Source organism: Streptomyces sp. NPDC003023 (genome assembly GCF_042888225.1).
Lineage (GTDB): Bacteria > Actinomycetota > Actinomycetes > Streptomycetales > Streptomycetaceae > Streptomyces.
The window spans coordinates 545,475-570,238 of the sequence record NZ_JBIAPL010000001.1 but is presented as its reverse complement, the minus strand read 5'-3'; the positions used below and the strand labels follow the sequence as shown (position 1 = coordinate 570,238).

Here is a 24,764-nt window from a genome sequence, read left to right as displayed (position 1 = left end):
AGCGGCGTGGGCCGTCGGTCACTCCACGACCTTCAGCAGCTTGTTGGGCGTACCCGCGCTCGGGTTGGTGATCTTGTCGGCCGACGCGCCCTCGGTGAGGGCCGTGGCGACCTGCTCCGGGGTGGCGTCCTGGTGGCCGGCGAGGTAGACCGCTGCGGCACCGATGACGTGGGGGGTCGCCATCGACGTGCCGGAGATGGTCTTGGTGCCCTCGTCGCTGTCGTTCCACGCCGAGGTGATGTCGGAGCCGGGGGCGTAGATGTCCACCACTTCACCGAAGTTGGAGAAGTCCGACTGGGCGTCGTCCTTGGTGGAGGAGGCGACCGTGATGGCCTCCTTCACGCGGGACGGGGAGCCCTGACCCGCGTCGGAGGACTCGTTGCCCGCCGCGACGCCGAAGGTGACACCGGCGGCGATGGCCTTGCGGACGGCCTCGTCGAGGGCCTCGTCGGCACTGCCGCCGAGGCTCATGTTGGCGACCGACGGGCCCTGGTGGTTCTGGGTGACCCAGTCGATGCCGGCGACGACCTGCTCGGTGGTGCCGGAGCCGTTGTCGTCGAGCACACGGACGGCGACGATCTTCGCCTTCTTCGCGACACCGTGCGCGGCACCGGCGATGGTGCCCGCGACGTGGGTGCCGTGGCCGTTGCCGTCGTCGGCGGAGTCGTCGTTGTCCACGGCGTCGAAGCCGTGGGTGGCGCGGCCCTCGAAGTCCTTGTGGGAGATGCGGACCCCGGTGTCGATGACGTACGCGGTCACGCCTTCACCGGCGGTGTCCGGGTAGTTGTACTTGCTGTCACCGGCCGTGTCGGCCTGGTCGATCCGGTCGAGACCCCAGGACGGGGGGTTGTCCTGCGTCGCGTTGATCGTGAACTTCTTGTTCTGGACGACCTTGGCGACGGCCGGGTCGGCGGCGAGGCGCTTGGCCTCCGTCTCGGTCAGACCGCTGGCGGAGAAGCCGTTGATCGCGGAGCTGTAGTTGCGCTGCAGCTTGCCGCCGTACTCCTTGGCCAGGCCCTTCTTGTCGGCCTTCTCGTCCAGCATGACGATGTAGCTGCCGGCGACGGCGCCCTCGGCGTTCGCACCGTAGATCTTGCCCTCGGCGGGAGCGGCCGCTCCGGCGAAGGACGTGTTGAGAAGCGTGACGCCTGCTGCGGCGGCCACGGCGGTTATGGCGGCGGTGAGCTTCATCCTGCTCGCGCGCTTGTGAGTTGCCATGAAGAGGGGTCTCCTCGTCATCATTTTTGTGGGGGGATCGCCCCGCGGACGGAAGATCTCCGGGGGCTGGTTCGAAACCCTGACCGATTGACGCGCCCAGATCAAGACCTTCAAGAAGCTGTGACTTACACAACAAGGTTTCGTAATAAGGAATCGGCCACCGCGCCCCAAGTCGGACCTGACCCTCAATGCCCTTTAGTCGCAAGGGGCTTCGATCCCTCTTGTCGGGTATGCGCACCGTCCGCCAGGACGAGACACCGTCGTTCTCAAGTCACCGTGCGGCGGGACGAGACGTCCGGAAGACGCCCATGGCCCCGAAGCGGGCGGAAGGGCCGTGTGCAGAGGCCGCGCACACGCACCCCACGTACGAACCACGTATATGCGCATTCGTGCACGCAACGCACACACGCCCGCACAGTTTTCGGGACCGGGACCACACAACAGCGCGCACCGGCGCACAGCACGAGGGGACTCGCCTGTCATGCGGAGAGCAGGAAGGGGCCCGCGCGGTATCGCCACGCGGCCCGTGCGGCTGGAGCGTGGCGGACCCGCCCGCTTTCACTCCGCCCGACCCCTCCCTGCCCGGCTCCACCCCGCTCGACTACACCTCGCCCAGCTCCGCCTCGATCAGGTCCGCCGCCGCCTTGGTGCCCCCCTCGCCGGCCATGTCCGCCCGGATGGACGCGAGCCGTGCCGCGACCTCCGGGTCGGACGCGACGGAGAGCACCGCATCCCGCAGCACCTCCGCCGGCGCGTCCGTGTCGACGCGCCGCGCCACCCCGAGACCCACCAGCATGTCCGCGTTGCCGAACTGGTCGACCGCCTGTGGAACCGCGACCATCGGGGTGCCGGTCGCCAGTCCCTCCTGGCTGCCGCCCGCGCCCGCATGGGTGATGAACACGTCGGCCTGCTCGAGGATCGCCAACTGCGGCACCCAAGACCTCACTTCGATGTTGGAGGGCACCGGGCCGAGTTCGGACTCGTCCACGTACCGACCGATCTGCAGGACCACGTGCCACCCCGGCAGATCCCCGAACGCCTTGACGCACTCACGGTAGAAATCGGGCTGCTTGGTGAAGGTGGAGCCCAGTGACACGAGCAGCACCTTCTCGGCGTCCGCCGGTCGCCGCCACTCCCCCTGGCCCGCCCGGTCGCCCTGGCAGGCGCCGACGAACGAGTACACGGACTCGTTCACCCGGTCGGCGTTGGGCTGGAGAGCCCGGGGGATGAGGACGATGCTGCGGCGCGGCCGTCCGACGAACGGGTCGGGGTGCGTGGTGATCCCGTTCTCCGCGAGCCAGTCGACGAAGCGCGCGTAGTACGCCTTTCCGCGCTCGGACGCCCGCAGTTGCGCCGTCATGGGCTCCGCGACCTCCTCCTCGTACCCCTCCCAGGCGACGAGGTTCGGGGAGAGGGACACGGCGGGAACGCCCCATCGATGGGCGAGGACGATCGCGGGGTAGGACGTGATGTCGTGGATGACGAGGTCCGGCTCGTCCCCCTCGAACGCGTCGGCGAGCTGCGGCAGCGCCTGGATCGCGTCGTTCAGGAAGGGTTCGATGTTGTCGATCAGTTCCGTGCCCCAGGCCTCCGGCTCGTCCTCGGTGGGCAGGGTCGACTTGTAGATGACAGGCTTCGCGCCGGTTTCGGCGATCCGGTCGGCGAACGACGCCGGGATCGCGTAGCTGACACGGTGTCCGCGCGCGACGAGCTCGCGGATCACTTCCAGGCTCGGGTTCACGTGCCCGGGGGCGGCGATGGAGAACATGGCGATGTGGACGCGCTGCGGCTCGGTCATGTCGGCGAGCATAACGAGACGAGACGTATCGTTCAAGCTCCTTTCTCACCACCAGCCTTCCGAAACTTTCGAACCATGGACAGCCGAGCGAAGCCCGGCCGGTCAATTCAGCCCCGAGGCCAACGGCATCGTCGCAGCGGGGAGTTCCACCAGCTTCGGCTTCACCGTCATGGCGAACGGCGACTGGAGCGCGCCGCGCATCGGCTCCTGCACCGCCTCCTGACCGGCCTGACCGCTTCCGGCCTCGGTCCGATCCTCGTCGAGCCTCCGTCCGGCCTCCGCTTGACCTCGGCCCGAGCCTCGACCTTGACCTACGCCTGAGCCCCGGTCCGGCCTCCGCCTGACCTCCTGACGGCGGTGTCCCCCCGTCCCGTGCGGCGCGACGGCCTCTCCGGTCGTCGCGCCGTCAGCGCTGGTAGCGGGCCAGCACCAGATTGCCGTCCTCGACGAGCCGCTTCTCCAGTTCCTCCGCGTCGATCGCACCGCTGTAGTACTCCTGGTACGCGGGCGTCGCCACCTTGTCCTTCCACTCCGGATAGCCGCGCACCGACTGCGCCGGCGCCGAGCGCAGATGCCGGGCGAGCGCGGCACCGGTCGCCCAGCCGTCCTTGTCGGTGTGCAGCGCGGGGTCCTTCAGGGCTTCGGTGCCCGTCGGCAGCATCCAGTCGCCCTTCGCGAGCCGCACCATGTTCGGGGGCTGCAGCATGAAGTCGATGAACCGGGCCGCTTCCCGCTTGTGCTCGCTGTCCTCGGAGACCGAGAGGGTCTGCGGGCTCACCCCTTGGACCGGTCCGCCGGGTCCCGCGGGTGCGGGAAGAACCGTCCACTCGAAGCCTTCCGGTGCCTGCTGGGCGATCTGCTGGCGGTACGAGAAGCCCAGCGGCACCATCGCGTATTTGCCGCCGAAGAAGCCGGGCAGAGCATCCGATCCGCCCGCGCCGAGCGTGCTGCGCGACGCGCTCCCGTCCACGTTGACCTGGTCGTGGATGGTGCGGGGCACCACGGCGTCGCCGTCGGTGAAGTCGACGGTGACCTTGCCGTCGGCGCCCCGGTGGAACAGCCGGCCGCCCGCGGAGAGGCCGAGGTTGAGGGAGACGGACACCGGCTCCTTGAGCGGCCAGGCGACGCCGTACCTGCCGTCCCCCATCTTCTCCGTCAGATCCTTGGTGACCTGACGGAACTCCTCCCAGCTCCACGGATTCCCGGCCGTCGGCACCCGGACCCCCGACGACTCGAGGATCTCGGTGTTGGCGATCAGCACCCGCGGTTCCTGGAGGAACGGGACACCGTAGACGCCGTCGCCGAAGGTCGTCGTCTCCCAACTCTGCTCCGGGATGTCGGACTTCAGGCGCTCGGGCAGCAGTTCGCTCAGGTCCGCGAGGTAGCCGCCGTACGCGAAGTCCGCGAGGTCGTCGGAGGCGTCATGGATGATGTCCGGCGCCTCGCCGCCCTCGAACGAGGTCAGCAACTGGTCGTGCACGCTGTCCCAGCTGCCCTGGACGTACTCGACACGGATGTCGGGGTGGGCGGCGTTCCACTCCTTCACCAGCTCCTTGTTGGCGTCGACGGACTCCTTCTGCCACGCCAGGGACTGGAAGCGGAGCCGGATCGTGCCGTCGTCCGGCGCCGAGTCCCCCGAGCAGCCCGTCAGAAGCAGCGCCAGCGCGGCGGCGGCCGCCGTGAGCAGTCGCCCGGTTCGTCGTTCCAGTGCGCGCATCAGCTCTTCACCGCCCCGGCCAGCATGCCGCCCGTGATCCGTTTCTGGATGATCGCGAAGATGACGAGCGAGGGAATCGTCGCGAGGAACGCGGCCGCGGCGAGCGGCCCGAGGTCGGCGACGCCCTCCGCGCCGAGGAAGTGGGTGAGGACGACCGGCAGGGTCTGCTTCTCCGGGGTCTTGAGCAGGACGAGAGCGAAGAAGAACTCGTTCCACGCGGTGATGAACGCGAACAGCGCGGTGGCGACGATGCCCGGTGCGAGCAGCGGTGCCGTGACCGACAGGAGCGTACGCAGCCGGCCGGCGCCGTCGACCGCCGCGGCCTCCTCCAACTCCCGTGGCACCGCCCGTACATAGCCGACGAGCATCCACAGGGCGAACGGGAGCGACCAGACGACGTACACCATGATCAGGCCGAACAGGGTGTTGATCAGATGGAGGTTCTTCAGGATCAGGAACAACGGAATGATCACCAGTACGAACGGGAACGCCTGGCTGACGATCACCCACCCGGTCGCCGCCGTGGTGAGCCTGCCGCGGTTGCGGGCCATCGTGTACGCCATCGGGGTCGCGATCACCACCGCGATCAGTGCGGCGGCGACCGCCGCGACCAGGCTGTTCCCCGCGGCCTGGAGCAGCGGCTGCTCGTCGAAGGCCTGCCGGAAGTTCGCCAGGGTCGGGTTCTCCGGGATCCAGGTGGGGTGCAGCGATCCGAGTTCGCGCGGCGGCTTGAACGCGGTCGAGATCAGCCACAGAAACGGGAACGCGAGGAAGACCAGGTAGGCGAGGAGCGCGAGATACTGACCGGCGCGCCCCGCCCTGCCGGTCCCAAGAGCCGTCATGCGTCCTCGCCTCCCTTGATCCGTCCCACGAGGTAGAAGGCGAGCATCACCGAGATCACGGCGACCATGACGCACCCCATCGCCGCGGCATAGCCGAACTGGCCGTACCTGAACGCCTCTTCGTAGGCGAACAGCATCGGCAGCCGGGTCCTGCCGCCCGGCCCGCCGTTGGTGAGCACGTACACCAGGGCGAAGGAATTGAAGTTCCAGATGAAATTGAGAGCCGTGATCGCGAGGGCCACGGGTCTGAGCACCGGCCAGGTGACCGTACGGAACCGGCGCCACGCACCCGCGCCGTCGAGGGCGGCGGCCTCGTGCAGTTCGTGCGGGGTGTTCTGCAGTCCGGCGAGCAACGCGACCGTGGTCTGCGGCATGCCGGCCCAGATCCCGACGATTATCACCGCAGGCAGTGCGGTGGCGAGCCCGGTGAGCCAGTCCCTGCCGTCCCCCAGGCCGAGATTCCGGACGGTCTCGTTGAGGATGCCCGCGTCCGGGTTGTAGACGAGCCGCCACATGATGCCGACGACGACCTCCGGCATGGCCCACGGGACGATCGCCAGCGCCCTGGCCAGCCAGCGCAGCCGCAGCTGCTGGTTGAGCAGCAGCGCGAGACCCAGTGCGAGCAGGAACTGCGGGACGGTCACGCCGACCGCCCACAGCAGGCCGATCCTGAACGAGTCCCAGAAGAGGGTGTCGTGGAGCAAATCGCGGAAGTTGAGGGTGCCGATCCACTCGGTGGGCTCGGTGCGCCCGGCCTGCGAGTCGGTGAAGGCGAGCGCGATGCCGTAGAGGAGGGGGCCCACGCTCAGGATCAGGATCGGAATCAGCGCCGGCAGGACGAGGAACCAGGCTCCGTGATCCGCCGCCATTCCCCGGGCACCAGGAGCCGCCTTCTTCCGAGCCCGCGTCGTCGCGGTCGCCGATGTCACGTATTCGACTCCTTCGGGCGGCTCGAAACAGTCTCTGTCCAGCCGCCCCGGCGGCCCCCGTCATCGTGCGCAGGGCCGGTCGGTTCGTCAAGGCGACCTGCACGGATGCGAGACTTTGTCGGATTCACGACGGTGCTGGGAGAGGGACCGATGGACGAGACACGGGCACGCGAGGTGCTGGCGGCGGCCGGGCACCCTGCCGACGCGACGCTGCTGGCGCTCGGTGAGAACGCCGTGTTCGCGGCGGACCGGCTGGTGGTGAAGGTGGGCAGGGACGCCGACCTGCTGGCGCGCGCGGAGCGCGAACTGGCGGTCGCCGCCTGGCTGGAGACGGCCGGCGTGCCCGCCGTACGGGCGGCCGAACCTGCCCCGGCGCTGGTCGACGGCCACCCGGTGACGGTGTGGCACCGGCTGCCCGACGCCGTACGCCCCGCGCGGCCCGCCGACCTGGCACGGCTGCTGCTCCTCGTCCACGCGCTGCCCTCCCCAGCCTTCGAGCTGCCCCGCCGGGAACTGCTCGGCGGCGTCGAACGCTGGCTGCGGCTGGCGGAAGACGCGATCGACCCGGCCGACGCCGCCTATCTGCGGGCGCGCCGCGACGGCTTCGCGGCCGCCGCGGCGTCGCTCACCCCCCACGTCCCGCCGGGCCCGATCCACGGCGACGCGCTCCCCCGCAACGTCCATGTGGGCCCGGACGGCCCCGTCCTGGTCGACCTCGAGACCGTCTCGTCGGATCTGCGCGAGCACGACCTGGTGGTCATGGCCCTGTCCCGCGACCGGTACGGCCTCGACCCGCAGGCATACGACTCGTTCACCGACGCCTACGGCTGGGACGTGCGCGAGTGGGACGGCTGCGCCGTCCTGCGCGGCGCCCGCGAGACGGCCAGCTGCGCCTGGGTCGCCCAGCACGCCCCGTCGAACCCGAAAGCCCTGGCCGAATTCCGCCGCAGGGTCGCGTCGCTGCGCGACGAGGACCCCGAAGTCCGCTGGCACCCCTTCTGACACCGACGCGGCTCCCGGCGGGTGCGGCCCGTGACGCAGGCGCGCTCGCCCCGGTCGCCGACCGGCTCCGCGCGACGTTCGCCCACGGGCAGAGCCGGGCTGCGTCCGCGTTACGGGGTCGACGCCGCGACGCGGAGCCGGACAACGGGCGCGCCGTCGCGTGCAGTCGTCGTCCAACGGTCGGGGCGGGCGGCTCAGTGTCTGCCCTCCATGTCCGCGAAGGCTTCAGCACACTCGGCGGCGAAGGAACAGAGCTGGTCCACAACCAGCTGGTACTCCCGCGGATCCCGCACCGGATTCGACGTGGCCTCGGTCCACTGCTGCCACAGGCCGCCGTCGGCAAGGTACGGGGATGCTCGCTCGGTCCCCAGGACGGCATCGAGGTGGAGCAGTGTGCTGAGAGCAAACGTCTGGTCCCAGACAATGTCGGTCCGAGGCAAGTAGTGATCAAGGTATCCGCAGACCAGATCGGCGTCCGCGCTGGTACCGAAGGTGGCAAGAGTGACGCAGTAGGACCCGCCGTACAGGCCTTCACTGGTCAGCAGGAGTTCGCCGATGCGGCCGCGGAACTCGGTCCTGCCGGCCACGGCAACCAGCCATGAGGCAGTCCTGCGCTCGCGCCAACCGCCCTCGAAGAGGATGCCGAGCTCAGCGGGAGTGATCTCCCCGGCAGCCTCGACCAGCTCCCTCACGAACAGGTCGCGCTCAGGCCCGCTCAACCGCAGCAAGCTTCCACCCAGCCGCATGTACCGCCGCCCGGGCGCGACGAATCGTCGGATCAGGTCTCTGAGCTCGGAGTCGGTGCTGGGATGGCGCATGGCTGCATCCTTGCCCCGCGAGGCCCCGGCTGCCGGCGGTTTACTCGCGGCAGCGATCGCAGGCTCCGGAGCCTTCGGCCACGGTTATTCTCTGGCAATGTCGAATCACTCCGTGGCGGCGGGCGTCGGTCTCGCTGCGGTGATGGCGCACTGCGGTGGAAACCCGGCGGGCGCCGTGAAGCTTCTGGTGGGGGCAATAGCCTCGGCACCGGCGGCTCCTGAACCTTATGCGTCCCTCGCCGAGTTGTGGCAGGACCAACGCCCGGAACTGAAGAGGAGCCTCGAAGAGGACGGCTCCTTGAGCGCTGTGCTGGCACAGGCGTACTTCCTGTTCCTCGAAGGGAACATGGACGACGCGGTGATGGCTCTGGGCTCGGTCACGGGTGTGCGGCCCGACGTGGCATGGGGCGCCGCACCCTGGTTCGGCGACGCGCGCTTTCTCGACGCGGTGAGTGCCGAGGCGCTGGCCGAAGCGTGCCTGCGGACGTTGGACTACGGTCACGACCTGGACTCCGACGCGATGCGCGACCGGTTCGCGCCCTGGTTCCATGCGCTCGACGTGGTGTCCGTCCGGAATCCCGTCCCGGAATCGCTGGCCGCCATGGCCCGGCTGCCCCGCTCCTGCGGCCGGTACGAGCTGGCCTTCGCCCTGTGCGACCGCGCCGATGCCGTCGATCGGGTCATGTGGACCGCGGTCGCACGAGCGGCCACCTGGCGGGTGATGGGCGACCTGGACCGGGCTGCCGCGGCCTACGAGCGCGCCCTGTCCCTGGACTCCACCAACTGGTCCCTCCACCTGGACCTGGCAGATGTGCGTGCCGAACAGGGCGACTTCACCGCGGCCGTGAGCCTCGCCGAACAGGGCCTGCGGTTCGAACCGCACGAAGTCTCCCTGCGGGCGGCAGCCGCCGCCTACCGCACGCGTCTTTCCGGCTCGTCCGACGATCTGAAGGCCCTGATCAGCCTGGCACCGCAACTCGCGAACACCACCTACCGGAACCTGCTGATCGCCTACGCCTGCGCAGGACCGAAGCTGCCTCGCGATCTCGTGGCCCAGGCCCACGACATCAGGGAGAACTGATCAGACCATTGACTTCGCGAAGCCCCGCTCTCAGAGGCTGAACGACAGGCCCTCGGAACGAGTCGCAACTGCCGCTCCGGGGCCGTACGAACGGGTCGTCCCCGAGACGCCTTCCTGCGAGGCCGCAGTCCCTGGACGAGCGGGAGGTTGCGCCAGCAGGTACTTGAGCGCGAAGTCGGCGGTGATGCTCTCAGGTTCCTTCTCGCTCGCCATTACTCAGGTATCGGCGGCGCGCCGTGCGCCAATACGTGCAACCGCATCGTGTCGGCGATGCCTCAAACCGCCGCCGGAGACGCAGATGGTCGACCGTCACCCCATGGACGCGTCGATGAGCCCCTGCAGCGCGTCCCTCGTCGTCGTGAGCTCGGCGATGCGGCCGTCGTACGCTTGGAGGTGCTCCACGAGCAAGGGCACCGCGCAGGGTTCGAGCCGATCGGTGTCGTGGATGCAGTCGAGGAGCTCGCGGATGGCCTCCACAGGGAGTCCTGCGCCGAGCAGCCGCCGGATGGAGCGGACCTGCCCGACTACGGACGGGTCGAACAGACGCTGACCGGTGGACGAGCGCTCCGCCGCGATGAGCCCCTCGTTCTCGTAGTGGCGCAGCATCCGCGGCGTCGCCGAGGTGAGCGCCGCCAGATCACCGATCCGCAGAGCTCTCCCGACGGTCCCCCGGCTTGCCCCTGACACTGGTGTCAACTCCTACGGTCGCCGTCATGACCACTTCGATCACGCAGTTCAATGGTAGGCCTGCCCAAGCGGCGGACCTTGCGCCGCTGGCCTTCGCCGGATTCGCCCACTTCACCGCGATGCAGGTCCGCGACCGCCGCGTGCGGGGCCTGGACCTGCACCTGACCCGGCTCCGCGAAGCCGGCAACGAACTCTTCGGCCGGCACCTGGCCGACGAGACGATTCTCGATCGGATCCGCGGCGCTGTGGCGGACGCTCCCCCGGATGTGTCACTGACCTGTTTCGTCTCCTCCCGGCCGGGCGAGTTCGCCCGTACCGACGGCGAGGTCGACCTCGATGTGTTGATCAGGATCACCGATGCGGCAACGCCGCCCGCCGGGCCCCTCTCGCTCGACGTCGTCGAGCACGAGCGGCATCTCCCCCGCGTCAAGCACGTCGGCGAGGTGTCCAAGACACTCCTGCTCCGGCGAGCGAATGCCCGCGGTTTCGACGACGCCGCGTTTACCGACCGATCGGGTCGGCTGAGCGAGGCCACCATCTGGAACTTGGCCTTCTGGGACGGGGAGTCGGTGATCTGGCCGAGAGCCGAGGTCCTACCGGGTGTCACGATGCAGATCCTGGCCCGTCGGCTCGATGCGCTCGGAGTCTCGCAACGCATGGATGAAGTCCGTGCCGGCGAACTCGACGGGAGTCTCGCGGCCGCGGTGATGAACTCGTGGTCACTGGGCATCCCGGTCGTCCGGATCGGGGACCGACCGCTTCGCCACGACCCGGAGTTCCTGCGCGTCCTGCACGCCGCATATGCCGAGGAGCCCTGGGACGCCGTGTGAGCGCTGCGGAGTGTCCGACCGTCGGTCTGGCGCAACCGCTGAGTCCGCAGTCGCTTCGAGCGCGTCCCTCGTCCATCACGCCAGGCGCTGTCATCCAACCGAGTCGGAGGATGCCGTCCGATGGCAGCACTGCGACGGCGCCCCGATCGACGGCTTCGATACGAACACGATGCCGGTCGCTGCGAATGTCCGTGGCGGGACGTACGGTACGCAGGCACAAGCACTGGAGGGGAAATCATGGGCGACTGGTTCCAGACGATCGTCGACACCGAGGCCACGCCGGGGGAGGCGCAGGGGCTCGCGGCGAACATACTCGATTGGCTGATCGCAGACGGCTTCATCTCAGCGGAACGCACCGACTGTGTTCTCGGCGCTGACGCCGGACACGCGCCAGGGACACGTTACGGCGAAGCCGTCGAGGACCTCGATCCCGAACTGGTCAAAGTCTGGAGCAACGGCCTGCGCGTCACCGTGGAGCGTACGGTCTTCGATGCCGGGCAGGGCGAACCCTCGGCCGTCACCTGCCCGCACTGCGCAACGGAGATACCCCTCGTCGACAAGTACTGGTCGCCGATCGAGGAGAACTGGGACCGGTTCAAGGACGCGGTGGGCACCTGGGCCGAGGGGCACGATGCGCCCGTCGCGTGCCCGTCCTGCGGCCGGACAGCTCCCGTGCACACCTGGCTCTGGGCCAACGACTACTTCGCGTTCGGTCATCTCGGCTTCACGTTCTGGAACTGGCCCACATTGCGCCCCGAGTTCGTCGTGGAATTCTCACGCCGTCTCGGTGGCCACCGCACCGTACTGCTCGAAGGCAAGCTCTGACGGGGCATGAAGAGCGAGGGCCTCGTTCGAGGGCTCTGGAGAACATGCGCCGAGAACCGGGGACCAGTCCGAGTGAAGCTGCCTCAACCAGGGGGCGGATGATACGAGTTGATCATGAAGGCTGAATCTGTTGACCCGATGGAACGCCTGCTCGCAGAACGGGCTTGTGAGCGGCTGGTCATCGAGTTCGTCCACCGGCTGGACCTCGGGGACCCGGCCTCGGTGGCGGACCTCTTCACCCAGGACGGCACCTGGGAATGGCCCGCCGGCGACCGCCGCATCGCGGGTCGCGACGCCCTGCGCAGCTACTTCGGCAACCGGCCCGCAGACCGACTGTCACGCCGTATATGCACCAACATCCTGGTCACCGTGAGCTCTGCGGCCACCGCAGCCGCCACCACCTACTTCACCACCTACCGTGTCGACGGCTACAGCGAGGGCCTCGTACCGCCGCGGCCCCCGGTTCAAGTGGGGCACTACGAGGACACGTTCCGCAAGGTGGACGACGTCTGGCTGCTCACCACGCGGACTCTCTTCCTCTCCTTCGCCGGTCCCACGGAACGCCTTGACGGACCCGGCCAGTCATAGCAACGGTTCCCAGCCGACCGGCCGTCAAGGGCCACGCGCCACGGGGAGTGGCACTCCAGAGAACCTGAGCCAGAGTCCAAGCCCGGGTTCCGACAGCAGATGCTCAGCGGTTCCACCAGCGCCCGGCTCTCAACGGCTGCGAACGGGCGGGCCTGGCGTCTTCTCCGTCCCGCACCAGCACGACGTCTCCTGTGCGGGTGCGGGACGGCATTGCCCCCTGCCGCCGAAGTCCGTGCCCCACGGTCACTTCCCGGTGCGGCGGAGCCTCCGGCAGAGCACGCCGACCGGTCGGGCGCTGCTAGGGCCTCTCGTTCGGATCTTGCCGGGCTCGCGTGCCCTGGCACCGCACCTCGCTGCGTTGTCGTCAGTCGCCGACTCCCCCGTAGCCCTCCGGGCACGGGAGGTGCCCCCTCCGCGTGGGCTCCTTCCTCCGCCTTGCGATGCACGGCACCAGACCCCGCTCACTGATCCGGCCTGATCCAAACGAAAGACCCTAGCCCTGCTTGATCGCGGAGATGTCGAATTCCAGCACGACCTTGTCGCCGACCAGCACGCCGCCGCCCTCCAGTGCCGCATTCCAGGTCACGCCGAACTCCTTGCGGGAGATGGTCACCGATCCCTCCAGGCCGACGCGCAGGTTGCCGGAGGGGTCGACAGCATTGCCGGTGTACTCGAAGTCGATGGTGACCGGGCGGGTGGTGTCCTTGATGGTCAGGTCACCGGTGACGCGGTACTCGGCGTCGGAACGCGGCTCGACCGAGGTGCTTCGGAAGGTGATGTCGGGGAAGTTGGGAGCATCCAGGAAGTCGTTGGTCCGCAGGTGCTGGTCGCGCTGTTCGACACCGGTGTCGATGCTCTCAGCCTTGATCACCACCTGGCCGGTGGAGCGAGCCGGATCAGCACCGTCCAGGTGGGCCTTGCCCTCGAATTGGTGGAACGCTCCGCGGACCTTGGTCACCATGGCGTGACGGGCGACGAAGCCGATCCGGGTGTGGGCGGGGTCGAGGACGTAGTCTCCTGTGAGCTCGGGCATTTTGTCGTTCATGGTCGAGTTCCTCCGTAAGTCGGGAAATCCAGGGCGATACGCCCGGATTGTTTCGGCTCACGCTAGGGCGCGACCGGGTCCACTCCCCGCCGGACGCACGGGGTGGCGGCAGAGTGCACCCTGTCCAGCGACCTCGGGCCGCCGGCCTGCCCCTGCCGGCCTCTCTTGCAAGAGATCCTCCGGAGCGACTCCCCGCCCGGCCGCGGTCCCGATGCTGCGGCGACCGGCCGGGCAATGGTCGGCTGTGCGTCGGAATGCGCGCGGGTCGACATCAGCACTGACACCAGCAGGTGACACCCCACCATGAACCGACGAGACGTCTCCTTCGCGTCGGCGCCCTCGCCGTCGCACGATCCTCGGCAGCCGGTGCTCGTCCGCGCCCGGATGCGCCGTCGCTGCTTGGCTGCAGCCAGTGGACAATCTTCTCCTCCTGACCGTCCGCGAGCACATACCCCGCCACCAGGCCCCACCCGCCACCGTCCCGGCCACGTCAAGACACGACAGACGCCTGCCTCGAAGGGACCGCCCCCGCGGGTGCGGGGAGCACTTGCAGCCCGTCTCGTCCTCGACGGTGAGATAGGGACCATCCCCGCGGGTGCGGGGAGCACTTGGCCTGGGGATCGGCCGGGGCCGGGGGACCATCCCCGCGGGTGCGGGGAGCACACGGTGCGGCCGGTGCGCGGTGCGTGCAGGACGGGACCATCCCCGCGGGTGCGGGGAGCACTCGATGGTTTCTGGCGGCAGCCACTCGGGCGGGGGACCATCCCCGCGGGCGCGGGGAGCACTCCGGCGACCTCTCCAGCCGTCGAGCGTGCGGGGGACCATCCCCGCCGGCGCGGGGAGCACACCGGTGCCGGCGCGACCGGCGGCTCCTTCCGGGGACCATCCCCGCGGGTGCGGGGAGCACCCGTCCCCGTCGACCGCGGCCGCGTACGCCGTGGGACCACCCCCGCAGGTGCGGGGAGCACACACTGTCCCCGATGTGCAGCGGCGCGGTGGCGGGACCATCCCCGCGGGTGCGGGGAGCACGCGGTGAAGTTCTTCGGCGCGTTGAACCGGGGGGACCATCCCCGCGGGTGCGGGGAGCACAAGGGCGCACTGAACAACGACCTGCTGCCCATGGGACCATCCCCGCGGGTGCGGGGAGCACGAACGCGCCGGTGCACGCAAGGCCCTCGAGGAGGGACCATCCCCGCGGGTGCGGGGAGCACGTGAAAGTTCGTGCCGGAGTACAACCTTCCGCGGGACCATCCCCGCGGGTGCGGGGAGCACCTCAAGGACGACCAGGGCACGAACTACTGGCCGGGACCATCCCCGCGGGTGCGGGGAGCACGGGGTCTGGGTCGGTGTCTGGTCGGTGCGCACGGGACCATCCCCGCGGGTGCGGGGAGCACGGCCCGTCGCGGTGCCAGATCCGGATCACGTCGGGACCATCCCCGCGGGTGCGGGGAGCACGTGTTCGTCGTCGCGCCGCGGGACTGCCACACGGGACCATCCCCGCGGGTGCGGGGAGCACATATTTGCGGATGCTGCCGATAGCTGCCCATCGGGACCATCCCCGCGGGTGCGGGGAGCACACCGTCCCGCCCGGGGTGAATCGCCCGTCGTTGGGACCATCCCCGCGGGTGCGGGGAGCACGGCGTCGCGGACCAACCATTCGCTGAGCGACCGGGACCATCCCCGCGGGTGCGGGGAGCACACTTCTTGACCTGCGGCTTTATCAGAGGGCCAGGCCGTTTCGCATGAGTTCCGCCGATTCCGACGAACCGTAAATAGAGGACATACCTACCATCACCGCCTACCGTAGCGCCGTCGCTTGGCCGCGTTGCTCCAGCCCTTCTTGGGGGAGGTCTCGGCGCTCGACGCGCTTTGGGCGTTCGGACGGCGGATCAGGGTCAGGCCTTCGTGGTCGACGGGGTGCCAGGCGTGGTCGTGGGTGCGGAAGGTGAAACCCTGTTCGTTGTTCGTGGTGTGGGCAAGGAGGGCGCGGCCCTGGCCGGCGTATTGCTGGACTTCTTCCCAGAGCAGGTCGCGGATCCGGGCGGACGGATTGCCGATGAAGACACCGGCGGAGATTTCCAGGAGCCATCGGGTGAGGAACCCCCGAAGCCCGGGCGGGCAGTTGGTGAGGACGATGACGGTCACCAGGTGAGCTCCGCATCGTCGTGGTCGTCGGTCCCGGCGCCGTAGTTGCGGCCCGCGGCAACGGTCTGGGCACCGTCGCTCAGGAGCGTGACGACGTCACGGTCGTCGTTCGTCGCTCCGACTGGGGCGGTCTCCGGCAGCAGGAGCCGCTTGATGTCGTTGACGCAGCGGTCCAGCAGTGACGTCTCGTTGATGCGGTCCCGAAGAGCCCGGCGGGTGCGCGGGCCGACGTCCTCCTCGTCCTCGGCGGCGACATCGAAGGCGAGCGGGATTCCGATCTCCGTCTTGTACAGGTCGGCGATGTCCAGGACGAAGGACAGCTCGTGACCGGAGTGGACGAATCCAAGTGCCGGGCTGCAGCCCAGGGACGCGACGACTGCGTGGGCGATGCCGTACATGCACTGGGCGGCGGCGGTGACGGCCTGGTTGACCGGGTCGCCGCTGGTGAAGTCGCCGGGGATGTAGCGGCGGCCGCGCCAGGGGACTCCGGTACGAGCGGACTGCGCCCGGTAGCAGTCCTTGACGCGGCTGCCTTCTCGGCCGAGCAGTTCCTGGCGGGTGAGGCCGGCCGGGTCCTCCTGGGGGAAGCGCAGCCGGTACATGGCGCGCGCGACGGCCAGCCGGCTGCGGATGTTGGCCCACTGGACGGCCTGTGCCTCGGCGAGCGCGGAGGATCGAGTCAGGGCACGGCCGCCCGCGTAGTAGCGCACGCCCTGCTCCCCCACCCAGCACACGGCGGCGCCGGTTTCACCGAGGACGCTCATTGCCTGGTGCGTGATGCGGGTGCCGGGTCCAAGGAGCAGGGTGCCGATGGTCGCCGACGGGATGTGGGTGGTGCCGTCCGCGTCCTCGGCGGTGATGGCGTTGGCGTCCCGGTGCACGGTGCAGCGCTCGAGGTAGACGAAGGAGAGCCGTTCGCCGGTGCGGGTGAGCTGGCGTGGGGTCAGCGCGGTGCGCCGGGAGACGGTGGTCACTGTCTCTCACCCCGTCTTGCCGAGCGGTGCCAGGGTGAGCAGGCCGCAGCCGTAAGCCTTGGCCTTGCCGATCCCGTGGGTCAGGCTTTTGCGCAGCAGTTGCGGATCGGTGACCTCGATGCGTCCGTCGAAGGTGACGGTGACCAGACTTACTGGTGCCCGGCGGCTGCCTGAGGTGCCACCGCCGCGGGACTTGTCGAAGGCGAGGGCGCGTTTGTCTCGGACGGTCAGTTCGTATCTGTCGCCGTGGTGGGGCTGCTTGGTGTAGGTGGTGCCGCCGGGCAGGAGGCGCTCGCCGTCCGGCTTCTCCAGGACGCGGAAGCCGCACGCCTCCTGTCTCTTGAGGAGCCACCCCATCTGGTGCGCCGGGGTGAGGTGCGCGGTGCGCTTGGTCGGCTCGTCGTCCTTGCGGCGGGCGTGGTGGACCGGGTTGGCGGTGAGCCGGAACGCCCACTTGTCGCCGGTGGTGAGCCGGTCGAGGAGCGGGCCGTAGGGACGGCTCTGCCAGCCGGGTTCGGCCGGGTCGGCGGCGGCCGCCGCGGGCCAGCCCGCCTGTTCGACGAGGTGGGTCAGGTCGGGCCGACCTGGGCTGACGACGTACAGCACGACCTCGGCCCGGGCGGTCTGGTCGAGTCGCCACAACACGCGGGGGGTCTCGGGCGCGGGTGCGTCCGAAGGCAGCAGTCCGGGGAAGGACGACATGACGGCGGCGTGCAGTGCCTGCGGCGAGGAGAGGAGGCGCCGGGCTCCGGGGCGCGCGGTGTTCACGCGGAAGCGGGTGAGGAACATCAGGCGCTCTCTTCGTCCAGGGCATCGAACGGGTCGTGCCGCGGCACCTGCCGGGCAAGCGGGTTGGGGAGGCGCACACCCTCGCTGAGCTGGGTACGCAGGGCGTGGCGGCGGTGTGCGGCGGCGAAGCTGAGCGGTTGGTCGCGCAGGATGTCGGCGGCCTGCTGCTCGTCGTTCCCTGCCTCGCGCAGCACGGTCAGCTCGATGTCGTCGCGGTCGCGGAACTGCCTGCGGTACCAGGCGGACGCCTGCCACGGGATCTCGCGCAGCACGTCCATCAGATCGCCGTCGTCGCGCAGGCCGAGTTCGACGGGCTGGGCGGGCGGGCAGGAACGGCGGCCGAGGAACGGCGCGTACACGGGGGCGCGCAGCGCGGCGTGCATCTCGGCCAGGAGCGTGCGGTCGCCTTCGAGGGCGGCGACGAAGACGGCGTCGGCGAGGTAGTAGCGCTCGGACAGCGGCATGGACTTGCCGGTGACGTCATGGTGGGCGGTGTGGAAGTCGCGTATCCGGGTGCCGGGTTGGTCGATCCGTACGCCGAACCTGAGCGCGGCCAGTGGTGCCAGCCTGTCGTCGTCTCCGCGCTCGATACCGGCGGCGGCGGCGAGCATGCCGACGACGCCGCTTTTGGTCGGCGCGGACTCGGTGGTGCGGCGGGTGAAACGGGCCGACGCCCCCCAGGACTGCAGGGGGCCGGCGAGCCGAAGGGTGAGCACGCTCATGCGGGCTTCTCCAGGCGTTCGGCGACGGCCTGGCCGACGGCGGCGACGAGTTCGCCGATGTTCTGCGACTCGCTGCCGATCCCGGCGAGCTTCTGCGTGTTCGGACCGACGCGCAGCACCCAGGTGATGGTGGAGTCCTCATCGCCGTAGGCGCGTTCGATGTCGGGGATGTACTCCGCCAGACGCTCGGACGCTTCGCGGACGTGGCCGCCCGTCTCGCTGCGGACAGGGTCCTCGAAGGCGGCGACGAAGCTGACGGGCCGGGTGGTGCGCAGCTTGACGATCACGGCGTCGGGCAGGGTGTGGTGGCCGAACGTGTTGATCTTGCCGGTGGGCAGGGAGGCGACGAAGCCGTGGACGAAGGCCTCTACGGCACGGCGCACCGGGTCGGTGCGCGGCTCGTCCTCCCTCAGGCCCTGTCCCAGGTTGGCGGCGAGCTGGTGGACGCCGAGCGCTGCGTATCGGTAGAGCGTCGCGGAGTTGAAGTCGACGGTGCCGATCATGCCGGCACCGGTCTCGGCGTCGGTGTTCTCGTCGTCGACTGCGGTGTAGTAGTCGGACTCGTTCTCGACACGGTGCACGCTGATGGCGTGGGCGACCTGGACGGCGGCGTCGACGTTGATGTCGGGGGCGTCGGCGACCATCCGGCCGAAGAGCGCGATGTCGACGGAGTGCCGGCTGTCGGCGATCTCTTTGGCCCGGTCCTTGTTCTTCTTGTCCTTCAGGTACGCGGTGATGTCGGCGGCGCCGTCGACGGCGAGGCGGGCCAGGCCGTCGAGCTGGCGGGCGCTGAGGAACACCAGGTACTTCGCCTCGGGCGCCGGGACCGGCTCGTCCTCCTTGGCTGCGCCGGCCTTGCGCTTGGGGACCTCGGTCTTCAGTCCGGTGGCTTTGACCGTCTCGTCCGCGATGCGCAGGACGGCCTCCGCTGTGAGCGAGGGGTCGAGGGCGGCGATCCGGTCGGCGACCGCCTCCACGATCTTCTTGCTGCGTACGCCGAGTTCGCTCGCGTCCAGCAGGTGCTCGTCCTTGAAGTAGGTGCGGGTGGCGCGCTTCCATGCCTGGCTGGAGACACGGGCGCGCGGCACTCCCCCGTAGACCGCGGTCTTCGGCGCACCGGTGTCGTCGCGGTTGAGGTTGCTGGGCGGCACGGTCTGCAGGGCGTGCACGTCGAGGAAGATGCGGTTCACGAGGCGTCCTTGTCGGTGTCCGTGGAGCTGGTGGTGTCGGTGACGGTGGCCGGGTCGGCGGCGGAGGGCTCAGCGACGTCCTTGGGCTTGTCGTGCCAGGCGTGGAAGGAACGGCCCCATTCCCTGCGGACGGTGTCCGCGCCGCCGGGCCGCTGCCAGGTGTAGAGCTGTCCGGCGAGCAGCGCGTAGTCGAGTTCGACACCCTCGCGACGCAGCAGGACGACGATGTCGCGCAGCCGCTGGGCGAGGTTGGCGAGGTCGGGGGCGGTGCCGGCGCGGACCAGGCGCTTGTGCACGGGCTCGTCGATCTCGCCGGGGTTCATCATCCGGCGCACCGCGGCTCCGACGCCCCGGCGGCGGCCAGGCCGGTCGGTCTGGTGCATGCCGGTCGAGCGGGACTGCTGGTGCAGCGCGTAGAGGGTGAGTGCGACGTGCAGGGCGTCCTCGGCGCGGACCAGCTCGCTCTCGCTCATCGGCCGGGCTCCGTCAGGATTCTCGTGCAGGGGGCCGGTGTCGATGAGGCTCCACAGGTCGGGCAGCTGCCCGGCCTCGCGCCCGGCGCCGCGTCGGAGCCGGGCGAGGGCTCCGACGGCTTGGGACTGATCGGCGAGGTAGCCCCGCTGCAGGTCGGCGATGCGGGCGGCGGCAAGCCGGGCGACCCGTTCGCGTGGGGTGGCAGGTGCGGTGACGGTGGTCATGCGGGTGCCTTCACGGTGGTCTCGGGAGCCGGTGCTGTGTCCGCGTCCGGCGGTGTTTCGGTGGAGTCGTGGCGCCCCAGGGCCTTGTGCAGAGCGGAGCGGAACCACTTGTCGGCGAGGGCGGAGTTGAGCCACTCGCTGCCGCGCTTGAGTTCGACGGTCCGGCCCTGCCAGGCCGCGTCGCCCGCCGCGCTCATGAGCCGGTCGCCGAGTCGGCCGACGATGTCGTGGACCTGCAGCTGCCAGTCGGCGCGTTGTGCATAGGGGTCCTCGGCGTCGGCCAGGCGGACGAGCCAGGTCCGGTAGGGCGCCTCGAGCAGCCCGAAGGCGAGGTTGCGCGCACCGGCGCGGGGGCCTTCCGTCTCGGTGCCGGCCGCCCGGGCCAGGTTGGTTGCGAGGTCACCGAGCGCGTTGACGGCCTTGTCGGCGTCCCCGACGGCGTCGACGGCCTGTTGGGCGTAGTGCCGGTCGCCGTGGTGGAGGAGGACGACGCCCATGGAGATGTGGTCGTCGACGATCTCGTCGATGACGGACTGCTGGGTGCCGTAGCGCGCGCCGACGATCCGGGCGCGGACGAGGAAACCCCGTTCCAACTCGCCTCCCGTGACCAGACGGGCGACCCACTCCAGGATCCCCGGCCGCAGATAGGGCACGGCCTCCGGTCCCTGGGTGTTGCCGGCCTCGTTCGCGATCAGGGAGCCGATCCCGCGCCAGGCGGAGCGCTCGGGGTCGTGTTCGCGCGGCAGGTAGACCACGGCCTCGCGCAGCTTCTTCTCCTGGGCAGGGCTGCGCCGCCAGGCCGTCATCGGTTCGCGGTTGTGCCGGTTGCGCGCGGTGAGGGGATCGCCGTAGCCGAGGACGATTCCGTGCACCCCGTCCGCGTCGAAATGGAGTCGCAGACGCCGTGTCTGCCAGGTGTAGAGGTCCCTTACGCCGGTGGGGGCGCGCTCGGCGCCGCCGGGGCCGCAGGGCTCGCGCCGCCACGCAGGAGCGTCGCCGTCGCCGAACTCCAGGCCCCCGGTGTCGGCAGCCACCAGATTCAGCAGCAGGGTCTGCCGCAGGTCGGCGCCTTCGACGAAGACACCGCCGAGATTGCCTGCCCATCCGACGCCGAGCGGGTACACCTTGCCGCCCTTGACGCGCTCGTCGCCCTCCACCCCGGTCTTGATGCCGGAGGTGTCGTAGGCATGGGTGTGGACGACCCAGCGGGCGGCCTCGGCGAAGGTCAGCCGGTCGACGGTGGGCATGCGGGCTGTGAAGAAGGGCTCCCCGTTGGGGACATCGGCCACGATGCGGTTGAGAGAGAACACGTCGTCGTTCGCCGTCCGCAGCCCGGCGGTCTGGAGGAACGGCGCGTGGGCGTCCAGCAGGTCGAACCGGCCGCGGTGTGCGTCGAGGTATGCCTCCACAGGTTCGAAGCACCGCTCGTCGGACCACAGGTCCGACCACGCCTCGATGTCCCGCGGTCCCTCGAGTGCGTCGTGGGCGACGGCAAGCAGCAGGCGCACCAGGGCGAACTCCTGCGTGGGCAGGTCCCCGACGATCCGCCGCAGACCGGCTGCCTGCGCGAACACCTCGCGCAGTGACAGCTCGTCCTGGGAGCCGTCACGTCTGAGAACCGGGATCCACGGACGGGTGGTCAGGTCGAACGACAGGATGCCGTCACCGGCCCCTTCGCTGGATTCAGGCACGGGTCACCTCGAGGCCGTCGCTCTTGCTGTATCGGAGGGAGAAGCCTGCCAGGTGGGTCCGACAGTCCTCGTCGAGCGGGAGAATCAGCTGGTCCGCGAGCCAGTGGCTGTCCTTCACCTGCCAGGCGGGTACGTGGAGTTCCTCGAGCTCGTCGATCGCCTTGTCCATGACGTCGGCGTAGCTGAACTGGATCGGCAGCCGCAGCCCGCAGGTCGCCGCGGTGCGGGCGGCAAGGGCCGTCGGCACCTGGTCGGTGGGCAGTGCGAGTCCCGCGAGCGCGCGGTCCCTGCGGTCGGGTTCGAGCCACGGCACCGTGGCCAGCGTCCCGTCGGCCCGCCGCTGCACGACGACGACCTCCAGGCTCTCCCGGCTGTCGCGTACCTGGGCCTTGCCGGCCCGGGTGTCGTCCGCGTCGCCGACGCCCGCCGCGACCCATCCGAACAGGGGCCTTCCGGGTCTGGCTGCGGCGTCGAGCCGAAAGGCCGCGGCCCGTTCGGCCTGGTCCGCGCGGTGCTCCTCGTGCCGCGTGCGTGCCGCCTCCAGCGCCTCGGCCCAGCGGGGCGGGCCGTCGTGGTCGGCGGCGTACGCCTGCTGCACAAGCGGGCTGATGTCGGCCGGCAGTCGTACGGGACGCTGCGGACCCCCGTCGAGGTGCGGCAGCAGGGCGGCCGCGGAACGCAGCAGCGCGTGCGCCCCGTACACGGCGACCGAACCCCTCACCGGTTCGGGAACCTCCTGCGTCCAGTCGACTCCGGTGACCAGGCAGCGCGCCGTGCGCAGCCGCGCAGGACGGTCGGTCTGATCCTCGCCGCCCCGCACATGGCGGTGCAGGCGCCCTGTTCGCTGGAGCAGGAGGTCGACCGGTGCGAGGTCGGTGACCAGCAGGTCGAAGTCGACGTCGAGAGACTGCTCGGCGACCTGGCTGGCGACGACGATATGCGCTTCCTCGGGCCGTCCGTCGGCCTTGCCCGGAGGGCCGAACCGCCTCAGCAGGTCTGCGTCCTTGGCGGCGCGGTCGACATCGATGAAGCAGGAGTGGGCGACGGTCACGGCCGCGTCTCCGAACCGCTGCCGCAGTGCACTCGCCGCCTCGAGAACGCGGCGGACGGTGTTGCGGACGACGAGGACGCAGCCTCCGTCCGCGAGTTCCTCCTCGAGCCGGTCGGCGAGCACTTCGAGGTCGTCCTCGATGCGCTCCAACTCGACGTCGGTTGTGCGGGCGGAGGCCGTCGGACGGCGCATGACGGGCGTGCCGCCGGGGGTGACGGCCGTCAGGAGCGGGTAGTCGCCGGCCTCGGCGACAGCGTCGAACGCTGCCGCTGCCTCGTCTGTCGCCGTGCCCGCGTACGCCTCGGCGAGCTCGCGCCGCCTGCCTGCGGGCAGCGTCGCGGACAGCACCACCACAGGGACGCGGTAGGCACCGAGCCACGACAGCACCCGGTCGAGGTAGACGCTCATGTACGTGTCGTAGGCGTGCGCCTCGTCGATGACCACGACCTTCCCGGCGACCGCGAGGTGACGCATCGCCAAGTGGCGGCTCTTGAGCCCGGCGAACAGCAGTTGATCGATCGTGCCGGCGACGAACGACGACAGCATGGCCTTCTTGCGACCGCGCAGCCAGGCGTGCGCGACGAGCTCTGCGGGAGCTTTGCGGCTCGGGCGCGAGAGCCGCTGCCGGTCCTGCTCCTCGGGCGCGTCCAGGTCGACCGCGACGATCCGCCGACTCTGCCCCATCAGATCGGCGAAGTCCTCGTTGAGCGCGGCCTTGGAGTGGGCGAGGAGTACCGAGTAGCTGGTGCCCTGCTCGGCGGGCAGCCGGTCGAGCCAGTCCAGCAGCCGGGGGAACATCGCGTTGCCTGTGGCCATCGTGGGCAGTGCGAAGAAGACGCCGCCCGCCCCGGAGCGTGCCGCAAGGATCTCGGTGGCTGCCAGGGCGGCCTCCGTCTTCCCCTCCCCCATCGGCGCCTCGATGACCATCAGTCCCGGCTCGTCCATCGTCCGGGCCAGCTCGACGGCTGCCTCCTGCACGGGCCGCACCTTCGCACCCGTCGGCAGGGCGAAGCGTGCCGCGAACAGCTCTTGGGCATCCTGGGTCGGCTCCTCAGGACACCATGGGCCGGGCAGGTTCAGCCCGCGCCAGGCGGCGGCCAGACGTTCGGCACCGCTGCGGGGAACCTCCAACGGGTAGTACGGGAACAGGTCCTGATTGCTCGCGATCCAGTCGGAGACGATGACCAGCGCCGTCAGCAGCACCTGCACCGGCTGCGGCAGCTTCACCGTCCGCCAGGCGCCCAGACGCTCGTCCGCGCCGAACTCCCGCGCGCACGCCTCGAGCAGCTCCTCCTGCACTCGGTGCCACGCGTCGCGGCTCTTGCCCGGTGTTCGCAGCAGTTGGGGGTGATTGTCGAGCGCGTTGATCTGGCCGTGCTCGGGCGGCACCCCGTGGTGCCCGCCCACCGTCACGGTGAACTGGCCGGTCTGCTTGACCGTCCAGCCGTGCCGCTCCTCCAGCCACTCCCCCAGCAGCACCTGCCCGGCCAGCCCGTGCGGCGCGAGCCGCCGGTCCGGGCCCATCGCCGACTGGGATCGCATCTCCAGACCGCCGTGCCGCATGCGCTGCGCCAACGACTCGACTTGGCAGGCGAAGGCCGGCGTCGCCTTCCCGATGTCGTGCACACCGGCGAGCCACACGGCGAGCCGCCGGGCGTCGGCCTCTCCGTCGGGCAGAGCGTCGGCGATCAACTTCCGTACGCTCCCGGGCATCCACTCGTCCCACAGCCGCCCGGCGACGGCGGCACTGTCCTCCATGTGCCGCCACAGCGGCAGCCATCTCTCGGTGTCCCGGTCGTGCTTGGCCCATACGGTCAGCACCGGCCCGTCCAGCCTGGCGCGCAGGCCCTTACGGCAGGCCCCCTCGTCTGTCATGCCAGATGAATACAGGCAAACCATGAGTCGTGAAAGTCACATGAGGAAAATACGGAGAACTTGTCTCCGATTGTGCCGATCTCCTCACAACTACCGGGCGTGGCCCGTAGTGTTGATCTCTTCGACCCAGCCGCCGGGCGGAGCAGAGCAAGAAGGAATCAACAAATGCCCCATTTGCCGGTTTCTTTGAAAGTGAGTGAAACCACGGCCACGCGGCGGTAAACCTGCAGGTCGCGCAGTCTGCTCCCC

The 24,764-nt window shown here is 69.9% G+C and carries 21 protein-coding genes and 2 CRISPR repeat arrays (1 of these 23 only partly in view); of the genes, 5 read left to right on the top strand and 16 right to left on the bottom strand.

The annotated features are described in order from the left end of the window. Positions 1 to 18 precede the first annotated feature (18 nt). From ACFYV1_RS02160 to ACFYV1_RS02140, 5 genes are all read right to left on the bottom strand, one after another. Positions 19 to 1,218: a S8 family peptidase gene (locus ACFYV1_RS02160; protein WP_389393421.1), complete on the bottom strand. Its 1,200-nt coding sequence runs from the start codon at positions 1,216 to 1,218 to the stop codon at positions 19 to 21. Positions 1,219 to 1,819: 601 nt separating this feature from the next. Beyond that, positions 1,820 to 3,028: a macrolide-inactivating glycosyltransferase gene (gene mgt, locus ACFYV1_RS02155; RefSeq protein WP_389393420.1), complete on the bottom strand. Its 1,209-nt coding sequence runs from the start codon at positions 3,026 to 3,028 to the stop codon at positions 1,820 to 1,822. A 394-nt stretch (positions 3,029 to 3,422) separates the two neighbouring features. Next, positions 3,423 to 4,733 (bottom strand): ABC transporter substrate-binding protein, encoded by a 1,311-nt coding sequence (locus tag ACFYV1_RS02150; protein WP_389393419.1) that lies wholly within the window; start codon positions 4,731 to 4,733, stop codon positions 3,423 to 3,425. Further along, complete coding sequence (locus tag ACFYV1_RS02145; RefSeq protein ID WP_389393418.1) at positions 4,733 to 5,575, bottom strand: carbohydrate ABC transporter permease; 843 nt, start codon at positions 5,573 to 5,575, stop codon at positions 4,733 to 4,735. Before ACFYV1_RS02145 ends, ACFYV1_RS02150 begins: the two co-directional genes overlap by 1 nt. Then, on the bottom strand, positions 5,572 to 6,504 hold the full coding sequence (locus ACFYV1_RS02140) for a carbohydrate ABC transporter permease (RefSeq protein ID WP_389393417.1): 933 nt from the start codon (positions 6,502 to 6,504) through the stop codon (positions 5,572 to 5,574). The genes ACFYV1_RS02145 and ACFYV1_RS02140 overlap by 4 nt, the downstream gene beginning before the upstream one ends. 150 nt (positions 6,505 to 6,654) lie before the next feature. Between ACFYV1_RS02140 and ACFYV1_RS02135 the strand changes: the two genes are divergently transcribed. Then, positions 6,655 to 7,506 (top strand): phosphotransferase enzyme family protein, encoded by an 852-nt coding sequence (locus tag ACFYV1_RS02135; protein ID WP_389393416.1) that lies wholly within the window; start codon positions 6,655 to 6,657, stop codon positions 7,504 to 7,506. A 194-nt stretch (positions 7,507 to 7,700) separates the two neighbouring features. On the opposite strand, the gene ACFYV1_RS02130 is transcribed toward ACFYV1_RS02135, so the two are convergent. Next, positions 7,701 to 8,324, bottom strand: a complete 624-nt coding sequence (locus ACFYV1_RS02130) for a DUF6000 family protein (protein WP_389393415.1) — start codon at positions 8,322 to 8,324, stop codon at positions 7,701 to 7,703. Between the two features lie 97 nt (positions 8,325 to 8,421). Between ACFYV1_RS02130 and ACFYV1_RS02125 the strand changes: the two genes are divergently transcribed. Then, complete coding sequence (locus ACFYV1_RS02125; RefSeq protein WP_389393414.1) at positions 8,422 to 9,405, top strand: tetratricopeptide repeat protein; 984 nt, start codon at positions 8,422 to 8,424, stop codon at positions 9,403 to 9,405. A 309-nt stretch (positions 9,406 to 9,714) separates the two neighbouring features. Here ACFYV1_RS02125 and ACFYV1_RS02120 read toward each other — a convergent pair whose 3' ends face one another. Continuing rightward, positions 9,715 to 10,092: a MerR family transcriptional regulator gene (locus tag ACFYV1_RS02120; RefSeq protein ID WP_389393413.1), complete on the bottom strand. Its 378-nt coding sequence runs from the start codon at positions 10,090 to 10,092 to the stop codon at positions 9,715 to 9,717. Positions 10,093 to 10,118: 26 nt separating this feature from the next. Between ACFYV1_RS02120 and ACFYV1_RS02115 the strand changes: the two genes are divergently transcribed. From ACFYV1_RS02115 to ACFYV1_RS02105, 3 genes are all read left to right on the top strand, one after another. Next, positions 10,119 to 10,922, top strand: a complete 804-nt coding sequence (locus tag ACFYV1_RS02115; protein ID WP_389393412.1) for an aminotransferase class IV family protein — start codon at positions 10,119 to 10,121, stop codon at positions 10,920 to 10,922. Between the two features lie 237 nt (positions 10,923 to 11,159). Continuing rightward, complete coding sequence (locus ACFYV1_RS02110) at positions 11,160 to 11,747, top strand: hypothetical protein (protein WP_389393411.1); 588 nt, start codon at positions 11,160 to 11,162, stop codon at positions 11,745 to 11,747. Between the two features lie 114 nt (positions 11,748 to 11,861). After that, positions 11,862 to 12,335, top strand: coding sequence for a nuclear transport factor 2 family protein (locus ACFYV1_RS02105; RefSeq protein WP_389393410.1), 474 nt, complete (start codon positions 11,862 to 11,864; stop codon positions 12,333 to 12,335). A 493-nt stretch (positions 12,336 to 12,828) separates the two neighbouring features. Here the strand turns inward: ACFYV1_RS02105 and ACFYV1_RS02100 are convergent, their stop codons facing one another. The 9 genes from ACFYV1_RS02100 to cas3 all read right to left on the bottom strand — a co-directional run bounded on the left by ACFYV1_RS02100 (position 12,829) and on the right by cas3 (position 24,515). Then, complete coding sequence (locus ACFYV1_RS02100) at positions 12,829 to 13,380, bottom strand: YceI family protein (protein ID WP_389393409.1); 552 nt, start codon at positions 13,378 to 13,380, stop codon at positions 12,829 to 12,831. Between the two features lie 518 nt (positions 13,381 to 13,898). Next, positions 13,899 to 15,081: direct repeats of the CRISPR family, unit length 29 nt; unit sequence GGGACCATCCCCGCGGGTGCGGGGAGCAC. Positions 15,082 to 15,171: 90 nt separating this feature from the next. Beyond that, positions 15,172 to 15,525, bottom strand: a complete 354-nt coding sequence (gene cas2e / locus ACFYV1_RS02095; protein WP_389393408.1) for a type I-E CRISPR-associated endoribonuclease Cas2e — start codon at positions 15,523 to 15,525, stop codon at positions 15,172 to 15,174. Further along, the gene (gene cas1e / locus ACFYV1_RS02090; protein ID WP_389393407.1) at positions 15,522 to 16,499 is read right to left on the bottom strand and encodes a type I-E CRISPR-associated endonuclease Cas1e; all 978 of its coding nucleotides are present in this window, start codon (positions 16,497 to 16,499) and stop codon (positions 15,522 to 15,524) included. The genes cas2e and cas1e overlap by 4 nt, the downstream gene beginning before the upstream one ends. A gap of 6 nt (positions 16,500 to 16,505) precedes the next feature. Further along, complete coding sequence (cas6e, locus tag ACFYV1_RS02085) at positions 16,506 to 17,288, bottom strand: type I-E CRISPR-associated protein Cas6/Cse3/CasE (protein ID WP_389393406.1); 783 nt, start codon at positions 17,286 to 17,288, stop codon at positions 16,506 to 16,508. Then, the gene (cas5e, locus tag ACFYV1_RS02080) at positions 17,288 to 18,010 is read right to left on the bottom strand and encodes a type I-E CRISPR-associated protein Cas5/CasD (protein WP_389393405.1); all 723 of its coding nucleotides are present in this window, start codon (positions 18,008 to 18,010) and stop codon (positions 17,288 to 17,290) included. The genes cas6e and cas5e overlap by 1 nt, the downstream gene beginning before the upstream one ends. After that, positions 18,007 to 19,200 (bottom strand): type I-E CRISPR-associated protein Cas7/Cse4/CasC, encoded by a 1,194-nt coding sequence (gene cas7e, locus ACFYV1_RS02075; protein ID WP_389393404.1) that lies wholly within the window; start codon positions 19,198 to 19,200, stop codon positions 18,007 to 18,009. Before cas7e ends, cas5e begins: the two co-directional genes overlap by 4 nt. After that, positions 19,197 to 19,898, bottom strand: a complete 702-nt coding sequence (gene casB / locus ACFYV1_RS02070; protein WP_389393403.1) for a type I-E CRISPR-associated protein Cse2/CasB — start codon at positions 19,896 to 19,898, stop codon at positions 19,197 to 19,199. Before casB ends, cas7e begins: the two co-directional genes overlap by 4 nt. Continuing rightward, positions 19,895 to 21,589, bottom strand: coding sequence for a type I-E CRISPR-associated protein Cse1/CasA (gene casA / locus ACFYV1_RS02065; protein ID WP_389393402.1), 1,695 nt, complete (start codon positions 21,587 to 21,589; stop codon positions 19,895 to 19,897). The genes casB and casA overlap by 4 nt, the downstream gene beginning before the upstream one ends. Then, positions 21,582 to 24,515, bottom strand: a complete 2,934-nt coding sequence (gene cas3 / locus ACFYV1_RS02060; RefSeq protein WP_389393401.1) for a CRISPR-associated helicase Cas3' — start codon at positions 24,513 to 24,515, stop codon at positions 21,582 to 21,584. Before cas3 ends, casA begins: the two co-directional genes overlap by 8 nt. Before the next feature lie 240 nt (positions 24,516 to 24,755). After that, a CRISPR array of direct repeats spans positions 24,756 to 24,764; the repeat unit is 29 nt (it continues 2,649 nt past the right edge of the window).

Excerpts from the sequence above, each read along its gene's own strand:
- cas6e (WP_389393406.1), bottom strand. The coding sequence starts at position 17,288 with ATGTTCCTCACCCGCTTCCGCGTGAACACCGCGCGCCCCGGAGCCCGG.
- ACFYV1_RS02150 (WP_389393419.1), bottom strand. The coding sequence starts at position 4,733 with ATGCGCGCACTGGAACGACGAACCGGGCGACTGCTCACGGCGGCCGCC.
- ACFYV1_RS02100 (WP_389393409.1), bottom strand. The coding sequence starts at position 13,380 with ATGAACGACAAAATGCCCGAGCTCACAGGAGACTACGTCCTCGACCCC.
- cas3 (WP_389393401.1), bottom strand. The coding sequence starts at position 24,515 with ATGACAGACGAGGGGGCCTGCCGTAAGGGCCTGCGCGCCAGGCTGGAC.
- casB (WP_389393403.1), bottom strand. The coding sequence starts at position 19,898 with ATGACCACCGTCACCGCACCTGCCACCCCACGCGAACGGGTCGCCCGG.
- ACFYV1_RS02160 (WP_389393421.1), bottom strand. The coding sequence starts at position 1,218 with ATGGCAACTCACAAGCGCGCGAGCAGGATGAAGCTCACCGCCGCCATA.
- cas5e (WP_389393405.1), bottom strand. The coding sequence starts at position 18,010 with ATGAGCGTGCTCACCCTTCGGCTCGCCGGCCCCCTGCAGTCCTGGGGG.
- mgt (WP_389393420.1), bottom strand. The coding sequence starts at position 3,028 with ATGCTCGCCGACATGACCGAGCCGCAGCGCGTCCACATCGCCATGTTC.
- ACFYV1_RS02105 (WP_389393410.1), top strand. The coding sequence starts at position 11,862 with ATGAAGGCTGAATCTGTTGACCCGATGGAACGCCTGCTCGCAGAACGG.
- ACFYV1_RS02125 (WP_389393414.1), top strand. The coding sequence starts at position 8,422 with ATGTCGAATCACTCCGTGGCGGCGGGCGTCGGTCTCGCTGCGGTGATG.
- ACFYV1_RS02145 (WP_389393418.1), bottom strand. The coding sequence starts at position 5,575 with ATGACGGCTCTTGGGACCGGCAGGGCGGGGCGCGCCGGTCAGTATCTC.
- ACFYV1_RS02130 (WP_389393415.1), bottom strand. The coding sequence starts at position 8,324 with ATGCGCCATCCCAGCACCGACTCCGAGCTCAGAGACCTGATCCGACGA.
- ACFYV1_RS02110 (WP_389393411.1), top strand. The coding sequence starts at position 11,160 with ATGGGCGACTGGTTCCAGACGATCGTCGACACCGAGGCCACGCCGGGG.
- ACFYV1_RS02115 (WP_389393412.1), top strand. The coding sequence starts at position 10,119 with ATGACCACTTCGATCACGCAGTTCAATGGTAGGCCTGCCCAAGCGGCG.
- ACFYV1_RS02135 (WP_389393416.1), top strand. The coding sequence starts at position 6,655 with ATGGACGAGACACGGGCACGCGAGGTGCTGGCGGCGGCCGGGCACCCT.